This window comes from Paenibacillus algorifonticola (genome assembly GCF_000971975.1).
Lineage (GTDB): Bacteria > Bacillota > Bacilli > Paenibacillales > Paenibacillaceae > Pristimantibacillus > Pristimantibacillus algorifonticola.
The window spans coordinates 49,575-74,709 of the sequence record NZ_LAQO01000025.1; the positions used below are offsets into that span (position 1 = coordinate 49,575).

Annotated in this window: 24 protein-coding genes; 10 read left to right on the forward strand and 14 right to left on the reverse strand. The window is 51.0% G+C overall.

Features of this window, described 5'->3' with window-relative positions; translation table 11 throughout:
* Nucleotides 1–9: 9 nt before the first annotated feature.
* The 6 genes from fsa to WH37_RS24710 form a co-directional block, all read right to left on the reverse strand.
* Nucleotides 10–723 carry a fructose-6-phosphate aldolase gene (fsa, locus tag WH37_RS24685; RefSeq protein WP_082110992.1) on the reverse strand — a complete coding sequence of 238 codons (714 nt, stop codon included), beginning with the start codon at nt 721–723 and terminating at the stop codon, nt 10–12.
* A 158-nt stretch (nt 724–881) separates the two neighbouring features.
* A complete protein-coding gene (gene ndk, locus WH37_RS24690) occupies nt 882–1,280 on the reverse strand; it encodes a nucleoside-diphosphate kinase (RefSeq protein ID WP_046233306.1) in 399 nt (132 codons plus the stop codon).
* A gap of 70 nt (nt 1,281–1,350) precedes the next feature.
* Entirely contained in the window at nt 1,351–1,950 is a 600-nt protein-coding gene (locus WH37_RS24695) for a suppressor of fused domain protein (RefSeq protein ID WP_046233307.1), read from the reverse strand.
* 9 nt (nt 1,951–1,959) lie between these two features.
* On the reverse strand, nt 1,960–2,922 hold the full coding sequence (gene glpX / locus WH37_RS24700) for a class II fructose-bisphosphatase (protein WP_046233381.1): 963 nt from the start codon (nt 2,920–2,922) through the stop codon (nt 1,960–1,962).
* 98 nt (nt 2,923–3,020) lie between these two features.
* Nucleotides 3,021–3,821 (reverse strand): pyruvate, water dikinase regulatory protein, encoded by an 801-nt coding sequence (locus tag WH37_RS24705; protein ID WP_046233308.1) that lies wholly within the window; start codon nt 3,819–3,821, stop codon nt 3,021–3,023.
* Nucleotides 3,818–4,459, reverse strand: a complete 642-nt coding sequence (locus WH37_RS24710) for a helix-turn-helix transcriptional regulator (protein WP_046233309.1) — start codon at nt 4,457–4,459, stop codon at nt 3,818–3,820. The genes WH37_RS24705 and WH37_RS24710 overlap by 4 nt, the downstream gene beginning before the upstream one ends.
* A 349-nt stretch (nt 4,460–4,808) precedes the next feature.
* Between WH37_RS24710 and WH37_RS24715 the strand changes: the two genes are divergently transcribed.
* From WH37_RS24715 to WH37_RS24725, 3 genes are read left to right on the forward strand one after another with little or no spacing between them, the layout of a single operon-like run.
* Complete coding sequence (locus WH37_RS24715) at nt 4,809–5,870, forward strand: ABC transporter substrate-binding protein (RefSeq protein WP_046233310.1); 1,062 nt, start codon at nt 4,809–4,811, stop codon at nt 5,868–5,870.
* Nucleotides 5,845–6,603: an ABC transporter permease gene (locus WH37_RS24720; protein WP_046233311.1), complete on the forward strand. Its 759-nt coding sequence runs from the start codon at nt 5,845–5,847 to the stop codon at nt 6,601–6,603. The genes WH37_RS24715 and WH37_RS24720 overlap by 26 nt, the downstream gene beginning before the upstream one ends.
* A gap of 24 nt (nt 6,604–6,627) precedes the next feature.
* Nucleotides 6,628–7,461: an ABC transporter ATP-binding protein gene (locus tag WH37_RS24725; protein ID WP_052737189.1), complete on the forward strand. Its 834-nt coding sequence runs from the start codon at nt 6,628–6,630 to the stop codon at nt 7,459–7,461.
* Nucleotides 7,462–7,531: 70 nt separating this feature from the next.
* Here the strand turns inward: WH37_RS24725 and WH37_RS24730 are convergent, their stop codons facing one another.
* Entirely contained in the window at nt 7,532–9,316 is a 1,785-nt protein-coding gene (locus WH37_RS24730) for a M3 family oligoendopeptidase (RefSeq protein WP_046233312.1), read from the reverse strand.
* Nucleotides 9,317–9,458: 142 nt separating this feature from the next.
* On the opposite strand from WH37_RS24730, the gene WH37_RS24735 reads away from it, so the two are divergent.
* Both WH37_RS24735 and WH37_RS24740 read left to right on the forward strand, forming a co-directional pair.
* Entirely contained in the window at nt 9,459–9,659 is a 201-nt protein-coding gene (locus WH37_RS24735) for a YycC family protein (RefSeq protein WP_046233313.1), read from the forward strand.
* Complete coding sequence (locus WH37_RS24740; protein WP_046233314.1) at nt 9,656–9,898, forward strand: hypothetical protein; 243 nt, start codon at nt 9,656–9,658, stop codon at nt 9,896–9,898. The genes WH37_RS24735 and WH37_RS24740 overlap by 4 nt, the downstream gene beginning before the upstream one ends.
* Before the next feature lie 204 nt (nt 9,899–10,102).
* On the opposite strand, the gene WH37_RS24745 is transcribed toward WH37_RS24740, so the two are convergent.
* The 6 genes from WH37_RS24745 to WH37_RS24770 form a co-directional block, all read right to left on the reverse strand.
* The gene (locus WH37_RS24745; protein ID WP_046233315.1) at nt 10,103–10,810 is read right to left on the reverse strand and encodes a DUF2225 domain-containing protein; all 708 of its coding nucleotides are present in this window, start codon (nt 10,808–10,810) and stop codon (nt 10,103–10,105) included.
* Nucleotides 10,811–10,824: 14 nt separating this feature from the next.
* Entirely contained in the window at nt 10,825–11,205 is a 381-nt protein-coding gene (locus tag WH37_RS24750) for a globin domain-containing protein (RefSeq protein WP_074904938.1), read from the reverse strand.
* A gap of 423 nt (nt 11,206–11,628) precedes the next feature.
* Nucleotides 11,629–13,143: an ABC transporter substrate-binding protein gene (locus WH37_RS24755; RefSeq protein WP_046233317.1), complete on the reverse strand. Its 1,515-nt coding sequence runs from the start codon at nt 13,141–13,143 to the stop codon at nt 11,629–11,631.
* 115 nt (nt 13,144–13,258) lie between these two features.
* Nucleotides 13,259–14,143, reverse strand: coding sequence for a carbohydrate ABC transporter permease (locus tag WH37_RS24760; RefSeq protein ID WP_046233318.1), 885 nt, complete (start codon nt 14,141–14,143; stop codon nt 13,259–13,261).
* 12 nt (nt 14,144–14,155) lie between these two features.
* A complete protein-coding gene (locus tag WH37_RS24765; RefSeq protein WP_046233319.1) occupies nt 14,156–15,112 on the reverse strand; it encodes an ABC transporter permease in 957 nt (318 codons plus the stop codon).
* A 252-nt stretch (nt 15,113–15,364) separates the two neighbouring features.
* Nucleotides 15,365–17,626, reverse strand: a complete 2,262-nt coding sequence (locus WH37_RS24770; protein WP_046233320.1) for an AraC family transcriptional regulator — start codon at nt 17,624–17,626, stop codon at nt 15,365–15,367.
* A gap of 197 nt (nt 17,627–17,823) precedes the next feature.
* Between WH37_RS24770 and WH37_RS24775 the strand changes: the two genes are divergently transcribed.
* Nucleotides 17,824–19,392 (forward strand): glycoside hydrolase family 43 protein, encoded by a 1,569-nt coding sequence (locus tag WH37_RS24775; protein ID WP_046233321.1) that lies wholly within the window; start codon nt 17,824–17,826, stop codon nt 19,390–19,392.
* Nucleotides 19,393–19,409: 17 nt separating this feature from the next.
* Nucleotides 19,410–20,831, forward strand: coding sequence for a glycoside hydrolase family 28 protein (locus WH37_RS24780; RefSeq protein ID WP_046233322.1), 1,422 nt, complete (start codon nt 19,410–19,412; stop codon nt 20,829–20,831).
* 101 nt (nt 20,832–20,932) lie between these two features.
* On the opposite strand, the gene WH37_RS24785 is transcribed toward WH37_RS24780, so the two are convergent.
* Entirely contained in the window at nt 20,933–21,808 is an 876-nt protein-coding gene (locus WH37_RS24785; RefSeq protein ID WP_046233323.1) for a helix-turn-helix transcriptional regulator, read from the reverse strand.
* 85 nt (nt 21,809–21,893) lie between these two features.
* Between WH37_RS24785 and WH37_RS24790 the strand changes: the two genes are divergently transcribed.
* The 3 genes from WH37_RS24790 to WH37_RS24800 are packed head-to-tail and all read left to right on the forward strand — an operon-like array spanning nt 21,894 to nt 25,008.
* Entirely contained in the window at nt 21,894–22,784 is an 891-nt protein-coding gene (locus WH37_RS24790) for a pectinesterase family protein (RefSeq protein WP_046233324.1), read from the forward strand.
* 33 nt (nt 22,785–22,817) lie between these two features.
* Nucleotides 22,818–23,906, forward strand: coding sequence for a dienelactone hydrolase family protein (locus WH37_RS24795; RefSeq protein WP_063838040.1), 1,089 nt, complete (start codon nt 22,818–22,820; stop codon nt 23,904–23,906).
* The gene (locus WH37_RS24800) at nt 23,881–25,008 is read left to right on the forward strand and encodes a glycoside hydrolase family 88/105 protein (protein WP_231594352.1); all 1,128 of its coding nucleotides are present in this window, start codon (nt 23,881–23,883) and stop codon (nt 25,006–25,008) included. Before WH37_RS24795 ends, WH37_RS24800 begins: the two co-directional genes overlap by 26 nt.
* Nucleotides 25,009–25,135: the final 127 nt, after the last annotated feature.

Genomic DNA, 25,135 nt, shown 5'->3' on the forward strand with positions numbered 1-25,135 from the left:
GCGAACAGCTTATATTGCTTGCGAGCTTCGATAGTCGGCGAGAAACTTTTCAATGCCGATATCCGTCAGCGGGTGCTTCCACAGCGAAGGCAGCAGCGAGCCTGGAATCGTCGCGATATGTGCGCCGAGCGTAGCGGCGCGCTCCAAATGCCCAATGTTGCGAATGCTGGCTACGATGATTTCTGCGGACAAATTATAATTTTTAATAATCGTGTTCAGATCCGAGATCAGGTTCAGTCCGTCCACACCGATATCATCCAAACGGCCTACGAATGGACTAATGTAGGTAGCGCCTGCTTTTGCAGCCATCAAGCCTTGAGCGGCCGAGAAAATGAGCGTCACATTCGTCTTGATGCCTTTTGCCGCGAGCGCATTCGTTGCATACAAGCCATCCTCCGTCATTGGAAGCTTGATCACAACGTTAGGCGCCCATTCCGCAATTTGAAAAGCTTCCTCCAGCATTTCGTCCGCTTTCGTGCCAATCACCTCGGCGCTGACCGGTCCGCTTACGAGACTGGAAATTTCCTGGATCACTTCTTTATGATCGCGGCCTTCTTTTGCAATAAGCGAAGGATTCGTCGTTACACCATCCACCAAGCCCAGCTTCGTAATCCGTTTAATTTCTTCTTCATTTGCTGTATCAAGGTGAAACGGCTGTCGCCGTCCTTTGGCGGCGCAGCGCGTTTCATTCCTAGAAATATAGAGAAAGAATGGGAAAATCATATCCTTTCCTATATTTCAAGGTGAAACGGCTTTCGCCGTCCTCTGACGGCGCGGCGCGTTTCATTCCGAGAAATATAGAGAAAGGATGGAAAAATCATATACTTTCCTATATTTCCAGAAAAAACTTCATGCTTCACCCTCCTTATTGCCGATCTATTTTATTGAAAAAATAATTTGATTTCGCGAGCCGCGCTTTCATCTGAGTCTGATCCATGTATAATGTTGCTTTCTACGGTTAACGCATAATCGCCGCGAATCGTTCCGGGCTGGGCTTCCTTCGGATTGGTTTTGCCAATGATGTTTCTTGCATTCTGCACCGCATCGGGCCCTTCCAGAATCATCGCAAACACCTTGCCGGAAGTAATGAAATCCACCAATTCGCCGAAAAATGGTTTTTCTACATGCTCTGCATAATGCTGCTTGGCAAGGGCAACATCTACATTCATCAGCTTGGCTTGCACAAGCTCAAACCCTTTTCCCTCAAACTTTGCTACGATATTGCCAATTAGACCGCGTTTAACCCCATCCGGTTTCACCATTACAAAAGTACGACTCATATGCTAACTTCCTCTCTTCTATTCTAAACTGTTATTATCCATTTCATTTCCTGTCTTATCTAAGACTAGATTACGGACGGCAAGGATCAATTATAGAATAATCTGACTTTTCAAAGATTTCGTCGAAATGCTCAATTCCTTTTTCCAAAATAATCGCCGCTTCTTTTTCGGTAATTGGAACTGCCCATAAGAGTGGAAAAACTTCACTGCCGACCGTCAGCTCCTCCAAGCTGTCGCTTTCGCCGCGCAGCTCGTCGATCAACAAAGCTTTCGCATTCCAGTTCTCCGGTGCTAAAGCACTTGAGCTCATGACGAGTGGAACAGACGCGTCGGTAGCGTTTTCGATATGGTGAGCAATTAAATCGGCAAAGTAATTAAAAATCCGCTCTTGCTTCTCTCCGCCCAAATCAGAAGGAAGAGCCAGCATCCATTCAGAAGCTACAGGCTGCCCGGATTTGTGACACGTATTGGACATGCCAATGGTCACAAATCTTGAAACGCCTCCCCTATCAGGAAAGAGGTACATTTCAATATAGACGTTGCTCTCCGTCTTAGACAGTATTACCCGATATTCCGGCATGCCCCACTGAGCCATATACGCACTAAGCAGAATGCTTCTGCGAACATCAAAGGTAAACCTTTCATTTTGACTAAAAAATTCGATTTTCATAGAAGCATCCTATCGCAAAAGCGGTTTGTTCGGTAAGTAATGAAGTGATTTCACGTAACGGATCGTACGCGTTTTGGCCCGCATGACGATGGAATGTGTTTCAGCCCGCTGATCAGGCAAATAACGAACACCGCCCATAAACTCGCCTGGCGTAACGCCAGTAGCAGCAAAAATCACATCATCCGTGCCTACCATATCGTTGATATACAAAATTTTGCGAGGGTCTGACAGCCCCATAGAAATGCAGCGCTCATACTGCTCTTCATTTTCCGGCATGAGACGGCCTTGAATTTCTCCGCCCAGACACTTAAGCGCAGCAGCTGCCAGCACCCCCTCAGGGGCGCCGCCAGAGCCTACATACAAGTCAATGCCCGCTTCAGGGAAGGACGGGGCCATCGCGCCCGCTACGTCTCCATCTGACAGAAACTTGATTCGCACGCCCGCTTTGCGCAGCTCTAGAATCGTTTCTGCATGACGCTCTCGATCGAGAATCATGACGGTAAGGTCAGATACTGGCTTATCAAGGGCGAGGGCCGCTTTTTCAAGCGTTGTCACAATCGGGTCGCGCAGCGACAGCTTGCCAGCAAGTGCAGGGCCTACTGCGAGCTTCTCCATATACATGTCAGGCGCATGCAGCAATTGGCCTTTCGGCGCTACAGCAAGGACAGCCATCGCATTATTCAATCCTTTGGCAACGATTTCAGTACCCTCAAGCGGGTCTACTGCCACGTCAACCTCAGGACCATTCATGCTGCCGACCTGCTCTCCGATATACAGCATCGGCGCCTCATCCATCTCGCCTTCGCCAATTACAACGGTTCCACGAATCGATACGGTGTCGAACATGCTGCGCATCGCTTCCGTTGCCGCGCCGTCTGCGCTATGCTTGTCACCGCGTCCCATCCATGGAGAAGCCGCAAGTGCGGCAAGCTCCGTTACTCGTATAAGCTCCAAAGATAATTCGCGTTCCAGCATCTGTTATCTCCCTCTCCTTCGTATTGCCAATTTTTCGTCATCTATACCTCTTCGTCCAGCAACCCTAGAAGTGTGGTAAAAAAAAGGCTACGCTTCTAGCGGTTCAGCATTTCTATAATAATGCCAGCTGTTTCCTCAATGGCCCTGCTCGTCACATCGATGACGGGACAACCAAGCTCCTCCATGACGCGTGACGCATAATCAAGCTCCTCCATGATGCGTTCCATGGAAGCGTATTGGGCCGAACCCGGCAAGCCCAGCGTCTTCAAACGTTCGGACCTTATGTGCAGCAGCTGCTCCGGCTGCATCGTCAAGCCAACAATAAGCCGGCCTGGCAACGGGTACAACTCAGCTGGCGGCTTCACCTCCGGCATCAGCGGCAAATTCGCCGCCTTAATGCCTTTGTGGGACAAGAACACGCTAAGCGGCGTCTTCGACGTCCGCGATGCGCCGATCAGCACCACTTGGGCCTGCATAAAACCTCTGGCATCTTTTCCATCATCATATTTAACCGCGAACTCAATCGCTTCCATTCGGCGATAATATTCATCATCCATCGAATGGAGCAAGCCTGGCTTGCGCTTCGGAAAGCTGCCAAAGGTGTCAACGTAGGCTTGCATCATCGGCCCCATCACATCGACTGCGCGTACACCCCAGCGTAAAGCTTCTTCCTTCATGAGCTCGCGCAATTCCGGCTGGACGAGTGTATAGCTGATGAAGCCGCCTGTGCGGGCTGCTTCGGCAACAAGCTGAATAACCTCGTCCTCCGTCTTCATGTGGCCATAACGCTTAATTTTGACATGCTCCGAAGAAAACTGCCGCAGCGTTGCTTTCGCCACTGCCTCGGCTGTCTCGCCCACTGCATCGGAGCACACGTATATGATTTCTTCTGTCATAAACCTTGTTCCCCCAGTTCCTCTGCAGCTGTGATGTCCGACATCAGACGAATAATATTGGATTTGGACACCCAACCGGTAACCTCGGGACCTTGACCGGACTCGTCCACCGACGTAATAACCGGCAAACAGTCCACTTGATGTAAAATCATTTTGCGAATCGCATCCGCCACCGAATCATCGCTGACAAGCGTCACGATATTCGGAAAGCGCGTCATGACCATGCTTACAGGAATGGATGCAGCTCCCGCATTGCCTAGCGTAATTTTCAGCAAGTCCTTGGGCGTTACGATGCCGACAAATTTTTTATCTTCATTAACAATCAGCAGCGTATCCGCATTTTCGGTAAACAGGGTGATTACAGCATCATGAACGGAAAGGGTATCCGGTATGTTCACTGGCACTCCTTGTATTTCGGCAACCTTCATATGATCAAAGCGCTGCCTCGTTTCCGAGTTGTCCATGCCGCGGTAAGCATTGCCTAGGAAATAACCGACTTTAGGCTTGGCATCAAGAAGCCCCAGCATCACGAGCAGCGAAAAATCCGAGCGCAGAGTAGGACGGCTCACGCCTATATAATCTGCAAGTTGCTCTCCGGTAACAGGCGCATGCTTCTTTACCAGCTCAATAAGCTCCAACTGCCTGGATGATAGCTGTATGACCGTTCTCTCCCCCTCTCGACCATATCTATGTATAAGATACTCATCATATTAAATGGTCATTATCCGCAATTAATATAACACATATAAATATGATGCACAATATATAAGACGACATAATGCTATTAGTGTTTCTGATAAGGGATGAAAGAGAACTATATAATGCTCATTAATCCTCTTATTGCGAAAAATGACCCGTTTATGACACCCTTTCTCCCTCAGCTGCCTGTGATATCCCACATTTATGGGATGGCGCTTTCTCCCTCACCCCCTATAATTGAGAATGATTCTTAACGAACACCACACACTTAAGGAGTTGAACAAACGAATGGTTACACTTCGTCACCAGATCAGCAGACTGCTAATGGCAGGCACACTGGCTGTATCCATGATTATTGCCGGCTGTTCAAGCAGCGAGAAGGAGCCGCAGGCTTCAAGTTCTGCTACGAATGCGACTGCAGCAGCGGAAACAACGCCGGCAGCCGAAGCGCAGGAGCAGGCCACAGAAACGCCTGCACAGGAAGCGCAAGCTGTCACTTTGCTAACGCCAAAGGCGCCTTCGCTCATTCCAGCACTTCTTGCAGCGGACAAGCCTACAGACACGATAGAGCTTAAAATAGAAACCTGGGATACGATTGAGCAGCTGCTCGCCCGTATCCAAAATGGCGATGCCGCCTTTATTGCAGCGCCGCTTAATGTCGGCAGCAATCTTTATGCCAAAGGCTTGCCGGTTCAGCTCATTCAAGTCAATACATGGGGCTCCATGTACCTCATATCGACGGATACTGAAAAACAAACGCTCGCCGATCTCGCGGGCGAAACCGTATATATTCCCGGCCAAGGCGGCCCTCCCGATACTTTGACGCGTTATTTGGTTAGCGAAGCAGGACTTGACTCGGATATTGAGCTCGCCTATTCGACGATTCCGGATATGATGCAGCAGCTTGCTGCGGGAACGATCAAGCATGCGGTGCTGCCGGAGCCAGTGCTTAGCGGACTTCGCATGAAGCTGGCGGGCAAGCTGTCCGAAGTGGTCGATTATGATGCAGCGTGGCAAAAAGCATTTGGCGAAAGCTTGCCGCAAACCGGCATATTCGTGAACAGCGAATGGGCCAAAACCAATAAAGAGGCGATTGCCGCATTCCAAAGCCAATATAAAGCAGCGCTTGAGGAGTCCATTCAGCCAGGAGCGGATCTAACGGCAGCGGCCGAAGCTTTCGGCATGCCGGAAGCTGTTTTGACGCAGGCCATGGGCAAAATCATGCTGGCTTTCAAAACGGCCGCAGAGGCACGACAAGAGACCGATCACTACTTTGATATATTGCTGAAAATGGCGCCAGAGTCGGTCGGGGGCAAGCTGCCGGATGATGGCTTCTACTACGCGCCGTAATGACTTGCGCCCAATAAGCGCTGCGCTGCTCCTGCTGCTGGTTTGGGCGGGAGCGGCACGTTTGTATCCGCCGGTCATTTTGCCCGGTCCAGTCGAAACGCTGCAAGCATTGGCAGCACTCGTTGCCGAAGGAGAGCTGTGGGAGCCGCTTAAGCGTACCATCGCCCGTTTTTCCGCAGGCTTCGGGCTCGCCTTCCTGCTTGGAGCCGGCCTAGGAGTGGCCGCTGGATGGCGGGAAAGCGTACATGTATTTATTCGTCCCGCCATTTCACTGCTTCAGGCAGTACCGCCCGTGTCTTGGATGCTGTTAGCTATCATGTGGCTTGGCACGAATGGCGGTGCGCAGGTGCTAATCGTCACGATTGCGCTCGTGCCTGTTTTCTTTTTCAATACGGTCGAAGGGGTCAGGCAAGCGCCCCGCGAGCTGCTGGAAATGGCTGCTGTGTATCAAGTAAGCACAGGCAAACGAATTGCCGGCATTTATATGCCCGCATTGAAGCCCTTCTGGTCAGCAGCTATTATGGTCAATCTCGGTATGGGCTGGAAAACGGTTGTCATGGCAGAGCTTATTAGCGGACATACGGGGGTTGGTGCGTCGATGAATACAGCGAGGATTTATTTGGAGATTCCGGACGTTATGGCATGGACGCTCGTCATTGCCCTGCTCGGCCTATCGATGGAGCAGATTGCACGAAAGCTGCTCCATCGAAAAGGACCGACAGCTGCCGATTAACATTACCTAGAAGGAGGAACGCTGATGCAATTCGACAACATCAAGCTGACCTTTGGCGGCAAAACCGTATTCCGCCACTTTTCCTTGCAATTGGGCGAGGGGAAAATCACCTGCCTGATGGGCGCCTCCGGCATTGGCAAAACAACCCTTCTTCGCTGCGCAGCAGGCTTGGAGAAGCCCGAGCAAGGCCGTATCATTCGCAATAGCATCAGCATAAGCAAAAGCAGCATCAACAAGCATCGCATTAGCTATGTCTTCCAAGAGCCACGTTTGCTGCCCGGCAAAACCGTGCTCGAAAATGTACGGTGGGTGCTGGGCCGTAACACGCCTATTATGGAAGATAACGAAGACGCTACTGGCCCAAGCAAGTCCAAGTCTGCTAAAAACAACTGCACTCGCGATATGGTCATTGAGCTGCTCCGCGAAGCAGGTCTTGCCTCTGCCATCCATCACTACCCCCACCAGCTCAGTGGCGGCATGCGGCAGCGTGTTTCGCTCGTGCGGGCATTCGCCGCAAGCCCTGATTTGCTGCTGATGGATGAGCCGTTTCAAAGTCTTGATCCAGCCGCACGGCTAAACATGCATCAGCTTCTGCTCAAGCTGTGGGAGAAGGACAAGCCTACCGTGCTCCTCGTCACCCATGACTGCGATGAAGCTTTAAGGCTTGGTTCGAGAATCGTTCTGCTTGCAGGTTCCCCCGCCTCAATAGCTATGGACATTCATGAAGCGCAGCATCTGATCAAAGTCAGCGACGAATACAATACGAGCATTATGCGCCCGGCGGAGACAAGCCTTGGGTCAGCTTTTAACGAAGCTGATCAAAAGCGGCTAAAACAGCTAATTGGCGCGGAAACCTAAAAGGCCAGCAGGGCCCGGGAAGCTTTCCCCGGTCCTGCTGGCCTTTTTTTCTTCAATTAAACGATCGACCTTATTCCTCTGTCATCTCCAGGAACAGCAACACATCGGCAGTCGTCAAAGCGACCGCTTCACGCCAGAAATCAGGCTCCTCCAAATTGACGCCCAAATGCTTTTGCGCCAAATCCTCAACCGTCATTCGTCCGGTATCTTGCAGCAGCGCCACGTAGCGGTCAGCAAAAGCGGCCCCTTCCTTCACTGCCCGTGCGTAAATGCCCGCACTGAACAAGTAGCCGAACGTATACGGGAAGTTGTAGAAGGGCACATCCGTGAAGTAGAAATGCAGCTTCGATGCCCAGAACAGCGGATGCACCTGTCCGAATGCGCCGCAAAATGCTTCATGCTGCGCTTCCTCCATCAGCTTGTTCAGTTCCTCCACTGTCAGCATGCCTTCGGCACGACGCTCATAGAAGCGTGTCTCGAACAAAAACCGCGCATGGATATCCATGAAAAAGGACACTGCGCTGCTCAATTTTTCTTCCAGCAGAGCGATTTTCTCATCCTTGTCCGTAGCTGCCTTTAGTGCAGAATCCGATACGATCAGTTCTGCGAACGTCGAAGCTGTTTCTGCCACATTCATCGCATATTCCTGCGAATAGGCTGGCAAATCATTCATCACATGCTGATGGTAAGCATGTCCCAGCTCATGTGCGAGTGTCGACACATTCGAAGCCGTACCCGAATACGTCATAAAAATTCTTGTCTCTTTGCTTTTCGGCAATGAAGTACAGAAGCCGCCAGGACGCTTGCCCGGACGATCCTCGACCTCGATCCATTTGTCTACAAATGCTTTTTCCGAAAAAGCGGCCAGCTCAGGGCTGAACTTCGCGAACTGCTCTAAAATTTGCGCCGCTCCCTCGTCATAGCTGACGACCTTCTCCGCCGTACCGATGGATGCATACATATCATGCCAATCCATCTGCTCGACACCAAGCAGCTTCGCTTTGCGCTGCATATATTTGACCAGCTCCGGCTTGCCCTCGTTGATCGCCGACCACATGGCCCCGATCGTCTTCTCGCTCATTCGGTTCATTTTCAGCGGCTCCTTGAGCGCTGAGTCCCAGCCCCGCTTGCCATACAATTTCAGACGGAAGCCGGAAATCCGGTTCAAGGCGTCTGCGCACAGATCAGCCTGCTCGCCCCATTCCCGTTCCCACTCGGCAAAAGCCGCCTGCCGCACCGAACGGTCACTTGCTGACAGCTTATTAAACATCTGTCCTGCCGACAGCTCGCGCTTCTCGCCATCTGCGCCGACATCAATAAATTTCGCTCGCGATACGACGAGATTGTACAAATCTCCCCAGCCATGATAGCCGTCTACCGCCATATCTTCGATTAAAGACTCCAGCTCTGGAGACAGCTTCTCCTTCGCTTGCTCGCGGCGCTCCGTCAGACTGAACGCGATCTCCGCTGCCGCCCCCTCGCTAATCCATGCTGCCCAGCTGGCATCGTCAACACTGCGCAGCACATTATCGTAGCGCGTCAGCGCGCCTTGGAAAGCCGCATTCAATGTTTTAATGCGATCATTCAGAGCGGTTGCCGCCTTGTCCTTCATATTTTGCGCGGTCAAACAAGCTACGAATGAATCCGACTGCCGCATTCGCAGCAAAACCGACTGCACAAGCTCCGTTGTCCGGTTTAAATAAGCCGCTCCCTCCTGCGGTGCTGCAAGCAGCTCCTCAAGCTCTGACAGTTCCTGCTGCACCGCAGCCAGTTCTGCCGCAAAAGCCTCCGAGCCCGCTCCTCCTGCATAAATCGAGTCCAAATTCCATGTTAATGAATAATGACCAACTGACATTAGACTTATCTCCTCTCCATGCCCAATCTTCCTTAACTACTAAATCAACCACTAAAAACCGCCCGCAGGATTCGCTTTTCATTTGCGCATTCTCCGGAGGCGGTGTATAACTTAATTATATACAGATTGGAGGATTTCTACCATGTCCCAGCCTTTACAAATTTCAGCGGATACCGCGATCAAGCTGTCCAAGCAGCTCGGCATACCGATTGAGCACTTAATGCATATGCCAAAACACATTTTGCTGCAAAAGCTCGGGGAGCTTGCCAAAGCCGAAGCCGAGGCAAACACAGCCGCTTCGAGCCCCTCTGAAGATGAAGCTTCAGGAGACAAGCCTCTATGATTCCGTTTGAGAACACCTGGCCCTACGACATCATGATGAATGACTTATATGTACCGGATTGTCCGTTCTGCGGGGCCAGCAATGTGTTAATCCCGATTCGTCCCAAGGAAATTCCGCTCATCCAGCAAGGCAAAAAAAAGCTGCTCGTCTTTCCCTGCTGCCACAATCGAGTAACGATCATCGATGTAGATGGCGATTATTTGCTGGCAACTGAACGATTGCGCAAGCTGGGCGGCTAACCGAACAGCACGGACAGGCCTTCTATGAAAAATAGAGCGCCTGTCACGTGTCCGAAGCATCCTGCTCCCATTCAACTAAGTCGGGCCTTGGGCAATTAGGCCGCTGGCCTCACGGCAAAAACAAGAAGCTTCCGCACCCGCTGCTTACAGCGGAAATACGGAAGCTTCTTTATTCGTTCCAGGCTGTTTAATGCTTGATTCGTATTAAGCAGATGTCAGCTCGCCATGCGGCTCTTGCTCCAGCATTCTGCTCGTTTCCAGCTCCTCGCGAATGAGCTGCCATTGCTCGCGGCTCGCACGTATCATCGCGGCATCCATAATGCGCTTGTCATTAATGATGCGCGAGAACCAGCGTACAGCCTCAGCGCGTTCGCCGATGCGTCTGTTCAGCTCGCCAATCAAATACATCAGCTTGGCTCCATTGAGCTGCGCGCCTTCCCCTTCAAAAACTTTAACATACGCTTGCAGCGCAAATCTCAGAAACCGCTGCTCTTCGGCGTGGTTGCCCTCATAGCGGTACAACCATGCAATGTGATGCAAAATGCCAGCGATAACACGCGGGGACTCGCCAACCGATTGGGCCGACAACAGCGCCAGCTTGTAAGTCGCCATAGCCTGCTGCAGTGTGCGCTCGCCGCTAAACTCACGAGTCACCCAGCGCGAGCCGACATTTTCATAATAGCTCATCTTCTGTTTATCGCTCAGCCGTTCAGTGCCATTCTCCGTCGTTGCATAGCCGCAGGTTGGGCATACGCGAACGACATAATAATCGGGATTCATATCCGCTTTATAATAACCGCAGAAGTCTGTGTCTGATTTCACCGCTCTCTTAAAACTAGGACGCACGCGCGAGGTCATAAAGCTTGTCTCACAGCAAATGCATTGTACTTTCGTTTCATATAGCGGATCCATACAGACCACGTCTCCTATTCCGGTGTGTTTACAAAATGATGGGCAGGTCCTGACAGTCTTTCAATTACAAATTGTCTCAGCTCGTCTTCAATGCCTACTTCCTGAAGCGCTCTGTTCATGCAGTCGAGCCAAGCCTCAGCACGCTCAGGCGTAATCTCGAAAGGCATATGCCGAGCACGCATCATCGGATGCCCGAAAGCATCGGAAAACAATGTTGGCCCTCCAAAAAACTGGGTGAGAAACATATGCTGCTTCTCCATCACCGGATTAATATCTTCCGGAAACAATGGACCAAGAAGGGGATGAGCCTGCACCTTCGGGTAAAATGCTTCCACAATAAGTCTTAAAGACCTATCTCCTCCAAGTGTTTCATAGAGGCTTATATTCCTATTCATCGTCATTTTCAGCTCCAATTTGTAGGTATTTAGTATTATATCACAGAAAAATTTAACTGTCTCAACATTTTTGCTTCGTATCATCTCCATTCTGACCTATTAGTCCCGGTTCGTGCTGGGCCATAAGCTTATTATAATATAAGTGTGCAGTTTATAATTTCGGATCCCATTGTAAAAACGGCAAAGGCGTGAACAATTAAACGTAAATGGCCCATGGCTCAACGAGCAAGGAATAATAAGGAATGGCTGCTTTTTCAGACCGATTTAGCAAGACCCATTCGTCGCGTCAAAAGTAAGTCTTTTGAACGTTCGGGAAGACAGGACAAAAAAAGGCGGTACAGCGCTGACAAGCAGCTGTACCGCCTTTTCATTAAAATAACTCGCATCTCGCCATATGGAGGCTTCCAAAAAATCGAGCTAGCCTTACGACTTAGCTGCATACCATGCGGAAAACTGCTTCTGGTATTCAGCCATATATTTGTCAAAGCCTGCTGCCTTAAGCTTCTCCAGCGCTTTCGGGAAATACGTATCGTAATCCAGGAAACCGCTGGCAATTGGCGCCAGTAGCTCCGAGAAAACGCCATTGATTTTTGTTTCTTCATTTTTCACCGGCGTATTGTCAAAGTTGAAGCCTGCGCCCTTGGAAATAATGGCATCATCGTCCCACGCTTTATATTGTGCAATAAAGTCGTCTGGGACCGTATTGTCGAAACGCATAAAGTTTTTATTCATAAGCAGCCAATCTGGAATAAGCGCATCGGTTGTGTTACGCGTCAGTCTGCCGTTCTCATCAAGCGTGTAGTCCTTATCCTTGATGCCATAAGCGAACAAATCGTACAGCTCCTGATTTTTTTGGAGTAGATTGAAGAACATGACATAACGTTCGGGATCAGCAGCATTTGCCGATACGAACCATGCGGTGCTATAAGTGCCACGGCTGATCTTTGGAAAATCCTTGCTTAAAAAATAGTTGGCAAGCTTCGCTGTCGGAACAGCCTGCGTAATCGAAGCAGCGCCTTCAAACGGACGCGCTGCCGTTCCAGCCCAGAACATCGCCTTGCCGGAGTTCCAATCGGATTGCAATTGAGGCAAATTAGTCGCTGCATATTTAGGAATGATGCCCTTCTGGTACCAGCCCCTCATAATCGCGGCATACGCTTTGAAGTCCTCGCTTTCAAACCAGCTAATCACTTTGTCGTCCTTGGCCGCTTCATCAATGGCGAGCATATCATTTTGCCAGAACAGATTTTTATCTGTATACTCGTACATCAGCATTTTACGGGCGTCTGTGCTTGCATAGCCGATCAGCTCAGGATGCTTCGCATGGACTTTATCATAAAACGCCTCCAGTTCAGCTAAGGATGAAATGCCCGTCATACCAACCTCCTCGAGCAAATCCTGACGCGCCAGCACGCTGTAAAACTCTCCGGAGTTAGGCTTATTGCCTACCGGAACCGCATACTGCTTGCCGTCAAGCTGGAAGGCGGTAAAGGAATTGTCGTCAATCGACTTCTTCATATCGCCAGCCGCATTATCCATAAATGGCGTCAGGTCGGTATACAGTCCTTTTGCCACTGACTTCACCATGTAATTCGTATCTGTATAAGTTGCGAAATCCTCGCCGGTGGACAGCATCAAATCCGTTTTCCCGCCACCGTATTCTGTCCAGGGCAGAAATTGAAATTCAATGTCGGCGTTGATTTCTTTTTTGATCAGATCCTTGAATTCTGCTTTGGAAAGCTCCTTCATGCGGTTCGACTCATCGCCGTAAAGGACGATTTTAAGCTTGGCCGGCTTAAGAGTGCTGCCAGCGCTTTCATTATTCGTGCCATTAGCGGGCGATGTGGATTCCTTCCCGTTATTGCTTCCCGTGCCGCAGGCGGAGAGAAGCAGCAACGCTGCCAAGAATAGAGCTGACCATACGCGTTTCTTTACCATGTGTGAACCCTCCTGTAATGTTTTTATGTTTGTTTATTGTTCAATGGCATAAAGGACGCTAACCTTCTCATAATGAATTCGTCCATCATACCATGTACAACCGCAAATAGCCGTATCAGCCCTTGACGGAGCCGACGATGATTCCCCTTACAAAATAACGCTGAAGGAACGGATACAAAATCGCGATCGGCAGCACAGTCAGACAGGTCATCGCCATCTTTGCCGTCTCCAGCGGAGGAGCGATTATAGCGCCGCCAATCTGCGCACTGTTTCCAGAAGCCAAATATTGAATGTTAGCCATCATGTTGTACATCATGTACTGGATCGTATACAGCCTCTCCTCCGAAACGAGCAGCAGCGGCAAGTAGAAATCATTCCAGAACTGCAGCGCATAAAACAGGGAGATCGTAACGAGTCCAACCTGTCCAAGCGGCAGCATAATGCGGAAAAAGATATGAATATGACCAGCACCGTCGATTTGGGCAGATTCGATAATTTCATGTGGAATGCTTTTGAAATAGTTGGCTTGCAAATACATGAGAAATACATTGAGCAAATAGGGAACGAACAGGCCAGCAAGCGTATTGTCCAGATGATAATATTTCGTAGCTAAAATATACCAAGGCAGCGTACCGCCACTGAACAGCATCGTAAAATAAGCCATGAAGGCGAAAAAGTTGCGGTACCGGAAGCCCTTCACCGTAATAACGTAGGCGTAGGCTGTCGTAACGAGCACGGCGGACGCTGTGCCGAGCACCGTAACGATCGCCGAGGTCAAATAAGCTTGCAAAATTTGCTCCGCCTTTGAGCCAAACATAAAAGCATACGTATCCAGACTAAAGCCCCGAGGCAGGAAGGAATAACCTTCCGCTGCGAGCCTTGCTTCCGTCGAGAACGAGCCTGAGACGGCCATTACGAACGGAATCAGGCAAATAAGGGCGAATAGGCTGATGCAGGCATAAAAAACGACAATAAGCATTCTGTTTTCTTGATTAGCCATGTCACATGTCTCCTAAAATAGTTTGCTTTCCTTGTCGTACCAGCCTGCCAGCTTGTTTGCGATCAGCACGAGCAGGAACCCGAAGACGGACTGATACAGTGTAATAGCTGAAGCGAAGCCGAATTCGCCAGAGCGGATGGCTGTACGGTATACATACACGTCGATAATGTCGGTAGTCGGAAGCAGCAGCGGATTCAGGAAGGTGACGCCCATAATCATGCTGAGATCGCCCTTGAGCATCCCCCCGATTCCAAGCAAAGTAAGCAGGATGATCGACGGGATAAGCAGGGGCAGCGTAATGCGCGTAATCAGCTGTATCCGCGAGGCGCCATCTATGCGGGCAGCCTCATAATAAGAAGGATCGATTCCTTGCAGCACCGCATAATAAATGATGGCGCCATAGCCTGCGCTTTTCCAAATATTCGCAAGTACGAGGACAACTACGAACAGCCACGGATTGGAATACCAGTCAACGGGCTGCATGCCCACTGCCTCGAGCAGTCTATTCATGACACCTTTGTCAAAGTCGAGGAAGGAAAACAATATCGCCCCAATGACGATCCAGGAAATAAAATAAGGAAAAAACATGACGCTTTGCGTAATTTTAATAAATAGCTTGCCTCTCAGCTCATTCAGCACAATCGCGATGGCTACTGAAAAAAACGTCCCAGTAAGCATGTACAACACGTTCAGCATTACGGTATTGCGTGTGGCGCGGATCGCATTGTCCATGCTCGAGAAGAAAAATTCAAAATTTTCGAAGCCTGCCCAAGGGCTGCCGAATATGCCGCCGTTGTAATTGTAGTTTTTGAATACGAGTATGAGTCCGCTCATTGGCAGGTAGGCGAATAGTACAAGTACAATAACGCCAGGCAGCGCAAGCAGAAACAGCGAGCTGTCATTGCGCAGCGACTTGAACCGTCGACTCCCGCCAGCTGCTTTGCCGGGCTGTAAAGCTTCGTCTGACATGATGATTCACTCCTTGTGGATTTAGTTTCGGGCTGTGGGTCCAATATAGCTCCACCAAAAATGAAAGCGCAATCATAAATAAATGAAAACGCTTAAACAGTGCGAAATAAGCAAGCTTAAAAAAAGTGAAATCCTTTAAAAAATCAAAAAAGCCCCTAGAAATGGGGCTCTGGGACGCGGATGGCAAGGCTTATATAGCAAAAGCAGCCCTTCCTCGGTTAAGGAAGGACTGCTATTAATACGGCCCCATTTTCAATTTTCCTTCTGCAAAATATAATTCAGGCGCCACTTGGACGGCGTTACGCCATAACGCTTTTTGAATAACGTTGTAAAATAGGTGCTGCTATTATAGCCTGATTTTTCTGCAATTTCACGGATGTCGAGTTCAAGCTCGGCAATGAGTAATGAACGAGCATGCTCAAGTCTGACCAGATTGACAAAATCGGGAAAGCTGCTGCCAGTTGCCTCTGTAATCAGGCGGCTCAAGTAAGGCGGACTAATCGTCAGCTTCTCTGCAAGACCATTCAAGGAAAGCGTCTGGTCACCGAAATGGTTGCGGATATATGCAATTGCTTCGCTAGCCAAATTGCGGGTTTGCACCGTATTTAAATCGTTCAGCTTCCCATATGCATCAAAACACAGCTTCTCCAGCCATGCTCGTAGCTCGGCGTAGCTCCGCGTACGCCAAATATGCTGATAATGATCAAGGAAATCCGTATGCCGCGCCATGCTCTCGGCAAGACCGGTTTCCGCTATTTTCTGAAGATCTGAGGCCAGCTTGGACAATGCAACCGTCGCTTGCTCTACTTTGTAGCTGCATGCTACTGCAAGCAAACGCTCGACCGCTTTTGGCAGCAGCTCTCGATCCTGACTTCTGACCGCTTGAAGTACAAATTCAAGCGTGCTGTCAGGAACGGAACTGCTATTCAAATGAATAATGTCGTCTGCAAAGCTGAGAGACAAATGCTCATGCAGCTTAATATATTGAAGGCTGCTGCTGGCTTCGTCGTACATTTGCTTCAACTGTAAGGGATCGGCAGATAGGGAGCTTACGCCAACGGAGCATGTTCCCCCCTCCCATTCCCTAATCGAATAGCTTAGCTGCTCCCAGCGCTCGCGGAAAGTCCCATAATCCCCAAAGCTGCCGTTCGCCGTCTCGCTGACTATTAGAACCGCGGTCTCATGATGCGGGAAGAAGCCGCGGCAAGTGCCCGTCCCAGCAAACAGCTGCTCCGTCAGCTCTGGAAAACTGCGGATATGTTCTCTCCAATTTGTTGCAGCTAGGCTGTTGTCTCCGCTGGACAAACCTACATGCAGCACGGCCACGCAAAATGCCCCATTGTCATGTGTTTGACTCATCGGGGGCAGCGCAGAAGGCACATGCTCGTCAGCCCGGTAAGGCGACGTAAGCCAGCGCAGCAGCGCGCTATCTTCATTTTCCTGCTTCAGCTCCTTGACCCGGTCTCCAATTCTTTCCAGCTCCCGATTGGCTTCATCGAAGCCACCACCACGTGGGAATGCAAGTCGATCATCGGACAAATTGCGTATTGTACCAAACAATGTACCTATCGGCTTGTACATGCGATAAGACACAAAGGCAGCGGCGGCAGAAGCAGCAGCTATCAGAGCAAGGCAAAGCCCGACCATTATATTGCGGGCGCTTGCGATGTCGCGGACGCTGTTTTTATAGGAGGTTTCTGAAATAAACCACAGACCTCCATTTTGCGACTGATGATACGTAATCAGTTTTTTGTCTCCGGCGCCTGTTTTCCAAACGAGCGTGCCTGCCTTGCTTTCTACAGAAACAATTTGTTGCAGCAGCCTGCTGTCGAACGCTTGATCCGAAGAACTGCTCTGCATGAGCACGATGTGGTCTGCATTCAGAACAGCATAGCGTGTATCACCTTCATTGTTTTTATTAAACAAATTTTCTTGCAGCTTCCTCAGGTTGATCGTCATCGCGATGGCGCCATTGAATTCACTGCTTTTGAAAGCGCGATCATTATAGAAGGTAGTCATCATCGTTTCGCTTTGCCCATTATTCAGCGTTGCGCTCCAGACAAATGGGGATTGCCTGATTTCGCTGTCGCGAACCCGCTCGAACAGCTCCTGCTTCGCCGCCCCACTAAGCGGGTTGTTCTCGAACATCATGACGGGGCCGCCTGGCCCCAAAATATAAGCGTTTTCAAGAAAATCGTTAATCGTGAGCGTGCCGCGAATTTGGCTAAGCGCGCTATATAGCTGATCGCTCCAGCTGTTGTCTCCGCTCTGCATGACGGTATAAATGTTCGGATTATGGTAAAAGTCCATCGTGTAATTTTGCACCATGTCCATATACTTCATAAATACCGTCTCTGTGTTGAGAAGGACGGCCACATTCGCTTTATTGACATTGTCTATCGTTTTTTCCCGGAACCAGAAGAACAGAACCGTGGCCAGAACGAGCACCGAGCAAATAGAAATTAGCGCTAGGCTCATAAAAAAACGGACTTGCAGTTGCTTCTCTCCCGCCATTGCTATCGCCCCTTTATAGTTACCACTATACACATTTCTGCAAAGAAAGTTAACAGCCCTGCCTGCTAGAAGCAGCGAAAAGATGACAAGAATATATAAAAATGCTGAAATTGAGCATGAAAGTTTCAAGATTATGATGTTTTTTTGAACTATACTTGTATGGGCTTACATTTTATTAATGCTAGGAGGCAAAAAGCATGCGCAAGTTCCAAAACCCTGTTCTACCGGGCTTTTATCCCGATCCGTCAGCGATACGCGTCGGAGAAGACTATTATTTGGTTACTTCAAGCTTTGAGTTTTTCCCCGGAGTTCCGATTTTCCACAGCAAGGATCTGGTTAATTGGCGACAAATTGGACATGTGCTTGATCGTCCTTCCCAGCTTAATTTGGATGCCATTGCTCCATCAAGAGGCATCTGGGCGCCAACGCTGCGCTATCATAATGGGATCTATTATATGATTACAACTTTTGTTGACAACGACAAGGAATGCCATAATTTCTATGTCACCGCAACCGATCCCGCCGGAAGCTGGTCGGATCCAGTATGGCTGGAAGATGCGCCAGGCATAGACCCTTCCTTATTTTTTGATGAAGACGGCAAGGTTTATTATACGGGGAACCGCTTCCCCCCTGATGGCCAGCTTTACCCGAAGCATATGGATATTTGGCTGCAAGAGCTGGATCTGACGAGCGGGAAGCTCATCGGACCAAAGACGAGCATCTGGCAAGGCGCGCTGAAGGTGGCCCACGCCCAGGAAGGCCCTCATTTGTACAAAATCGGCAACTGGTACTATTTGTTGATCGCTGAGGGAGGAACAGGGCATACCCATGCGATTACGATTGCGCGCAGCGAATCAGTCGCCGGCCCATATGAGGGCTACAAGGGCAACCCGATTCTCACCCATCGCCATCTGGGCCGCAGCTATCCAATTGTCAACGTCGGCCATGGCGAGTTAATTGAAACCCAGCATGGAGACTGGTGGATGCTTTGTCTCGCTTCCAGGCCTTATGGCGGCTACTTCCGCAATTTAGGACGTGAAACGTTCCTTGTGCCCGTTGTATGGGAGCGGGAATGGCCAGTCGTCAATCCTGGCAAAGGCATTTTGGAGCAGGAAGCACTGGCTCCAAACTTGCCGGAGACGCCATGGCCGCAGCTGCCGGCGCGCGATGATTTCGACCAGCCGGAGCTCTCGCCGATCTGGAACTTCCTTCGCACGCCACGCGGCGATTTCTGGAGTCTCACGGAAAAGCCGGGCTCGCTGCGTCTTAAGCTGAAGCCGGACTCCATTGCTTCCGACAGCAACCCTTCCTTCGTCGGACGCAGACAGCAGCATATGAATTTCCGTGCCGAAACCACCATGAAATTTGCACCCGAGCAAACGGGCGATGTGGCGGGCATCGTATTACTGCAAAACGCCGACTTCCAATTCCGCGCAGAATACGGCAGCTATAATGGGATAACGGAAATTCGCCTTACCGAGCGAAGGCAAGGGGAAGAAACCGTGCTCGCCGCAAGTCCTTTCAGCGGGAACAGTCTGGAATGGAAGGCTGAGGCGCTTGGCCAAAGCTATAGCTTCTTCTGGCGTGAAGCCGGGACGCACAATTGGCTGCCGCTTGGCGGAGAAGCAGACGGTACCCTACTCAGCACCGACAAGGCCGGAGGTTTTACGGGCGCCTATATGGGGATGTATGCTGCCAGCACCAGTGCAGGACGCGCACACTATGCGGATTTCGACTGGTTCAGCTACGAACCGATTTCAGACTAGGCAGGGGGGATTGCCGAATGGATACTAAAGAAAAAATGCGATATCCAACTCCAACATTGCCTGTTATTCCAAACAACAGCTTCCTCGTCACGGAATATGGGGCTGCGCCGGGCAGCTTGTCGCTGTGCACCGCATCGTTCCAGCAGGCGCTCGACGCCTGCTCGGCAGCAGGTGGCGGCCGGGTGATCATTCCACCCGGCATATGGCGAACCGGGCCGCTGCGTCTGCATAGCCGGATTGAGCTTCACGCCCAGCAAGGCGCGCTAATTTTGTTCGAGCCGAAGGCTGAGCTATATCCGCTGGTGGCATCGCATTTTGAGGGTGAATCGGCTGTTCGCTGCCAAGCACCGCTCGAAGGCGAGGGTCTGGAGGACATCGCGATTACGGGTGAAGGTATTTTCGATGGGGGCGGACAGGGCTGGCGTCCGGTCAAGCGCTTTAAGATGACCAATGATCAGTGGAATGAACTGCTGAAATCCGGCGGAGCCGTTAATGAAGAAGGCGATCTGTGGTGGCCGTCGCTTGAAGCGATGGAAGGAGAAGCACTTGCTCATGGACTGCACCAGCGTGGCGTGATGGCTTGCGAGGCGTATTTGCCGGCAAGAGCCTACCTCCGTCCCACCCTGCTTAGTCTGCGCGGCTGCTCCAGAGTGCGGCTTGATGGGCCAACGTTTCAAAATTCGCCCGCGTGGTGCCTGCACCTATATAACTGTGAGCAGGTAACGATTCGGCGGCTGAACGTTCGCAACCCCTGGTATTCTCAAAATGGAGATGGCCTTGATCTGGAATCCTGCCGCCACTCGCTCATCGAGCATTGCACCTTCGACGTTGGCGATGACGCGATATGTTTGAAGTCAGGCAAGGGCGAGGAGGCCAGAAGGCTAGCACTGCCCTGTGAATTCGTAACGATTCGGCATTGCACAGTCTACCACGGTCATGGAGGAATCGTCATCGGAAGCGAAATGTCCGGCGGCGTCAAAGCCGTGCGTGCATCTGACTGCCAGTTCATCAGCACGGATATTGGCCTGCGCTTCAAGAGCGTGCGCGGTCGCGGCGGCGTGGTTGAGGATATTGTGATGGAAAGAATTCAAATGGCGGACATTGTACGCGAGGCCATTTCATTTCATTTCTTTTATGCCGGGGTGGAAGGCTCAGAGGGCTGCGACGAGCAGCTTTTTGAGGTAACAGAGGAAACGCCCGTCTTCCGCAATATTACCCTGCGCGAGCTGACCTGCCACGGAGCCGAAACAGCCTTGCTCATTAACGGACTTCCCGAGCTGCCGCTAAGCGGCTTAACGGTTGAAGGCTTGGAGGCAACAGCTGTTCACGGCGTTATTGCGCGCTATGCCAATCAATTAAAGCTGGAGAAACTAAAGCTGCATACGTCGGCACTTCCCGAGATTCAGCTTTATCAATGCAACCATTCGATCATCGAGTAGCATTCGAGTGAAAGCTGACGGCCAACAGATGCGCCCTCTTCTCTCCTGCCCATCTTGCTGCCAGCTTGCATGTAAACTTGCATGCAAGCGGAGTACCGCTCTTAAAATGGCTGATGCGGCGGAACTTGTCCATTTTTTGCCTGCTTGCGGTACTCCATCGGAGTGAGGCCGGTCGCTTTTTTAAACGTCTTATTGAAATGGGATAAATGCTCGAACCCTACAGCTAAAGCGATTTCCTGAATTTTCTGGCGGGATCCTGCAAGCAGCCGCTGCGCTTCACGAACCCGGATGTGAATAATATATTCCCGAAAGCGGAAGCCGGTAAGCTTATGAAATATTCGACTGAGATAAGAGCTGCTCAAATAAAAATGCTTCGCCGTATCCTCCAGCGTCACGGTTTCACGATAATGCTCACGTACATAAGTCGCGATTTCAGACACCTTATTATGCAGGGAGTAACGAGAAGGATTTGACCGCCTTGCCGTATTCTCGAAGCGGCCAAGCAAAATGATCAGCTCCGCAAGCAAAGATAAGCAATAGGACTCATAAAAAGGCTTTTCCTGCCGGCTTTCATCCAGCATTTTGTTAAGCAGACGTTCCGTCTCTCCCTGCTCGCGCAGCGAAAGTGCGAATACGCGAAATCTCCGTCCATGAAGCAGCAGCTCAAGCTTTTGCAAAGCTTGCGGCAAAATGACCGGTTCATAGTTAATGAGTATTCGCTCGAATTCCGCAACCTCGGAGCTGGCCGTTGCATGAATTTCATGTCCGGCAATCATAATAAGCTCGCCTTTATGCACGGTAACCACCTGCCCGTCTACAAAGTAGACACGCTCACCATCCAGCAGGTAATACAGCTCGACCGATGCATGGCTGTGGGGACGAGGCATCGCGGTAGCCCCTTTGCGCTTCATATGCTGAATGCTCAGCTTGCCATCTTCCATATTGTATTTGGGATTAAGGCTATCGGACGCGGTCATGGGCATTCCTCCGTATGGTTGCAAAGCTAGCAATAATACCTCCCATTATAGATAAAACTTCGCTTATTTGAAAGGAGCGCTCGCTATGCTGATTACCGTATCCAAAGAAGACAAAGCTGATTTCACCCGCTTGCAGGAGGCCATTGATTCCATCCCGGTGGAATATGCCGAAGCGGTAACGATTCGCATCAGACCGGGAATCTATGAGGAGAAGATCACGATTCCAGCCTCTGCCCCGCCAATTTTGCTGCTTGGCGAGGACAGCGAGAAAACCATTCTGACCTGGTCGGACAATGCCCATACGCTGGGGCTGGACGGGGAGCCGCTCGGAACGTTTCGTTCAGGCACATTAAATGTATTAGCGGAAGCATTCACGGCGGAAAATGTAACCATTCGCAATGCCTCTGGACCAGGCACAGGCCAGGCCGTAGCGGCGTTCGTCGATGCGGATCGGGCTGTATTCCGCCGCGTCAGGCTGCTGGGTGATCAGGACACGCTGTATACGGGCAAAGGCAAACAATATTATAGCGAGTGCTACATTGAAGGCGATGTCGATTATATTTTCGGGGCAGCGACGGTCGTGTTCGACAGCTGCCACCTGCATAACAAACGCTCTAGAGGCTATATTACAGCCGCCTCGACGCCCGAGGATGCCGCGTTCGGCTATGTATTCCTCGATTGTAAAATTACCGGAGCCGAAGGAGTTGTGGACGTTTATTTAGGCAGGCCGTGGCGGCCCTATGCCCATGTTGCCTTCATCCGCACATCGGTGGACGGCTCGATTACACCTGAAGGCTGGCATAACTGGGGGCAGCCGGATCGTGAAGCGACAAGCCGCTATGAGGAGTTCGGCAGCTTTGGGGCAGGGGCAGCTTCGGGAGCTCGCGTTTCCTGGTCGAGGCAGCTTTCGGCTGGCGAAGCGGTTGATTATCGCATCATCACCATCCTTGACGGCTGGCATCCCGAAGGCTACTGATCAATAGGGCTGCTAATGAGAGAGGGGAACGGCATGACCATAAAGCTTGAGCATTACTTGCAAACGCTGGTTCAGCGTGCAGCGATGGATAGACAGTCCGTCAGCGCTGGTGCAAATCCCGAACAGCGCCGGGAAACTCTTAAGGCGGCGTTTGGACGGCTGCTTGGCCATTATCCTGTGAACGAGCCGCAGCATCTGGAGCCACGGCTGTTGGAGCGAACGCCATGCAATGGCTATGTACGGGAACGCGTTGAAATCGCCACAGTGGATGGACTGCGGATGGCCATGTATGTGCTGCTGCCGCAGAGCCCTGCCGCAGAGCCCGCCCCGGCTGTCATTGCCTGCCATGGCCACGGCTACGGCAGCCGGGAAATCGTCGGGCTTGACCCGGACGGCTCGGAACGCTCAGGCACTCCGGGCTTGCATAAAGATTTTGCCCTAGCGCTTGTAAGAGAAGGATATGTGGTTGCAGCTCCTGAGCTGATCGGCTTCGGCGACCGCAGGCTGGATGAGGATAAGGCTGCGGACTCGGCTGTTAAAAACTCCTGCTTCATGCTAGCCGCGCATTTGCTGCTAACGGGCCGCACGCTTGCAGGGTTGCGAGTCTATGAGACTTCTAGGGCCATTGATTATTTGCAGCAACGGGCCGATGTGGATTCCAATAACATCGCAATCATGGGTATTTCCGGCGGCGGGCTCGTCGCAGGCTTTACGGCGGCTATGGACGACAGAATCCGCTGCGCGGTAGTCAGCGGTTATGCAAGCCTGTTTGCGGACAGCATTTTGACACGCAATCATTGCTTGGACAATTATATTCCGGGCGTCCTGCTGGAGGCGGAAATGCCTGAGCTGCTCGGATTGATCGCGCCGCGCGGTCTGTTTCTGGAATCAGGGGCCGCTGACCACTTATTCCCCAGGGAGCCTGCACGGCAAGCATACGCCGAGCTGCGCGGCATATATAGCGCAGCCGGGGTGCCAGATGCTGTGCAAGCTGTTTTTTTTGATGGAGGACATGAAATCCATGGAACAGCTGCTTACGCCTGGCTGCGAAAACAGCTGCTGGAGCATTCGACAATTGCAGGAGGGGATCGTAACGATGACGGAACAACAACAACAGGTTAATATGACAGGATGGGCGGGTAAAATAGCTGATACAATAATGAGCCAATGCGACTCAGACGGCTATCACGATTACCCAATGGAGCGTTGGGCCTATGTACCCGGCATGCTGCTGATGGCGATGGCCCGTGCGGGCATTCAACTGAACGAAAAAAGGTACTATCATTTCATGCAGCTCCATATGGACCACTACATCGAAGCAGACGGAACGATTCGCTCCTATACGCTGGAGGAATACAATCTGGATCAGATCAATCAGGGCAAAAATCTATTTTTTCAATATGAGAATACAGTTGAAAAACGCTATTCGAAGGCCGCCGATACATTGGCTGCCCAATTGATTAGCCAGCCCCGCACCTCCGAGGGCGGCTTCTGGCATAAAAAAGTATACCCCTTCCAAATGTGGCTCGATGGGCTGTATATGGCCTCCCCTTTTCTGGCGGAATATGCGAAAGTGTTTGACCGTCCGGAGCTGCTGAGTGAGGTTGCACATCAACTGCTGCTTGTTGAGCGCAGAACCCGCGACAAACGTACGGGACTGCTTTATCACGGCTGGGATGAATCGGGAGAGCAGGAATGGGCGGACTCGCTTACCGGCCTGTCTTCGCATTTTTGGAGTCGGGCGATGGGCTGGTATGCGATGGCTTTGGTCGATTGTCTGGAGCATTTCCCGGTTGACCATCCTAAACGCGGTACTATTATCGGGATTTTTCAGCGGATGTGCCATGCTCTTGTCGACGTGCAGGATCAAGGCAGCGGCTTATGGTATCAGGTGCTTGATCAAGGCAAACGCAAAGGCAATTATCTGGAGGCGACAGGTTCAATCATGTTCGTCTACGCGATGGCTAAGGGCCTGCGTCTTCGTTATCTGGAGCCCGGCTTCCGCAATGCCATGCTGCAAGGGTATGAAGGCATTATCCGCCACTTGGTCACAGAGGATAGTCAAGGCGTCCACCTTCATCAAATATGCCATGGCGCGGGACTCAGCAAAGATCGCAACGGCTCATTCGACTACTACATTTCCGAGGCGGTCGTTTCTGACCATTATATGGGTATTGGTCCCCTGCTGCTTGCCTCGCTTGAAGTTGAACGTTATTTGGAGTAATAGGCACCAGCTTGGAAGTACGCTCACGCAGCCTTCATAGATGAGGTGCCGCACTTCGCTATTCGATCCGTTATATGAAAAAAGGCCCGCATATTCATATGCGGGCTTTGTGAAAGTATAAGGTTTA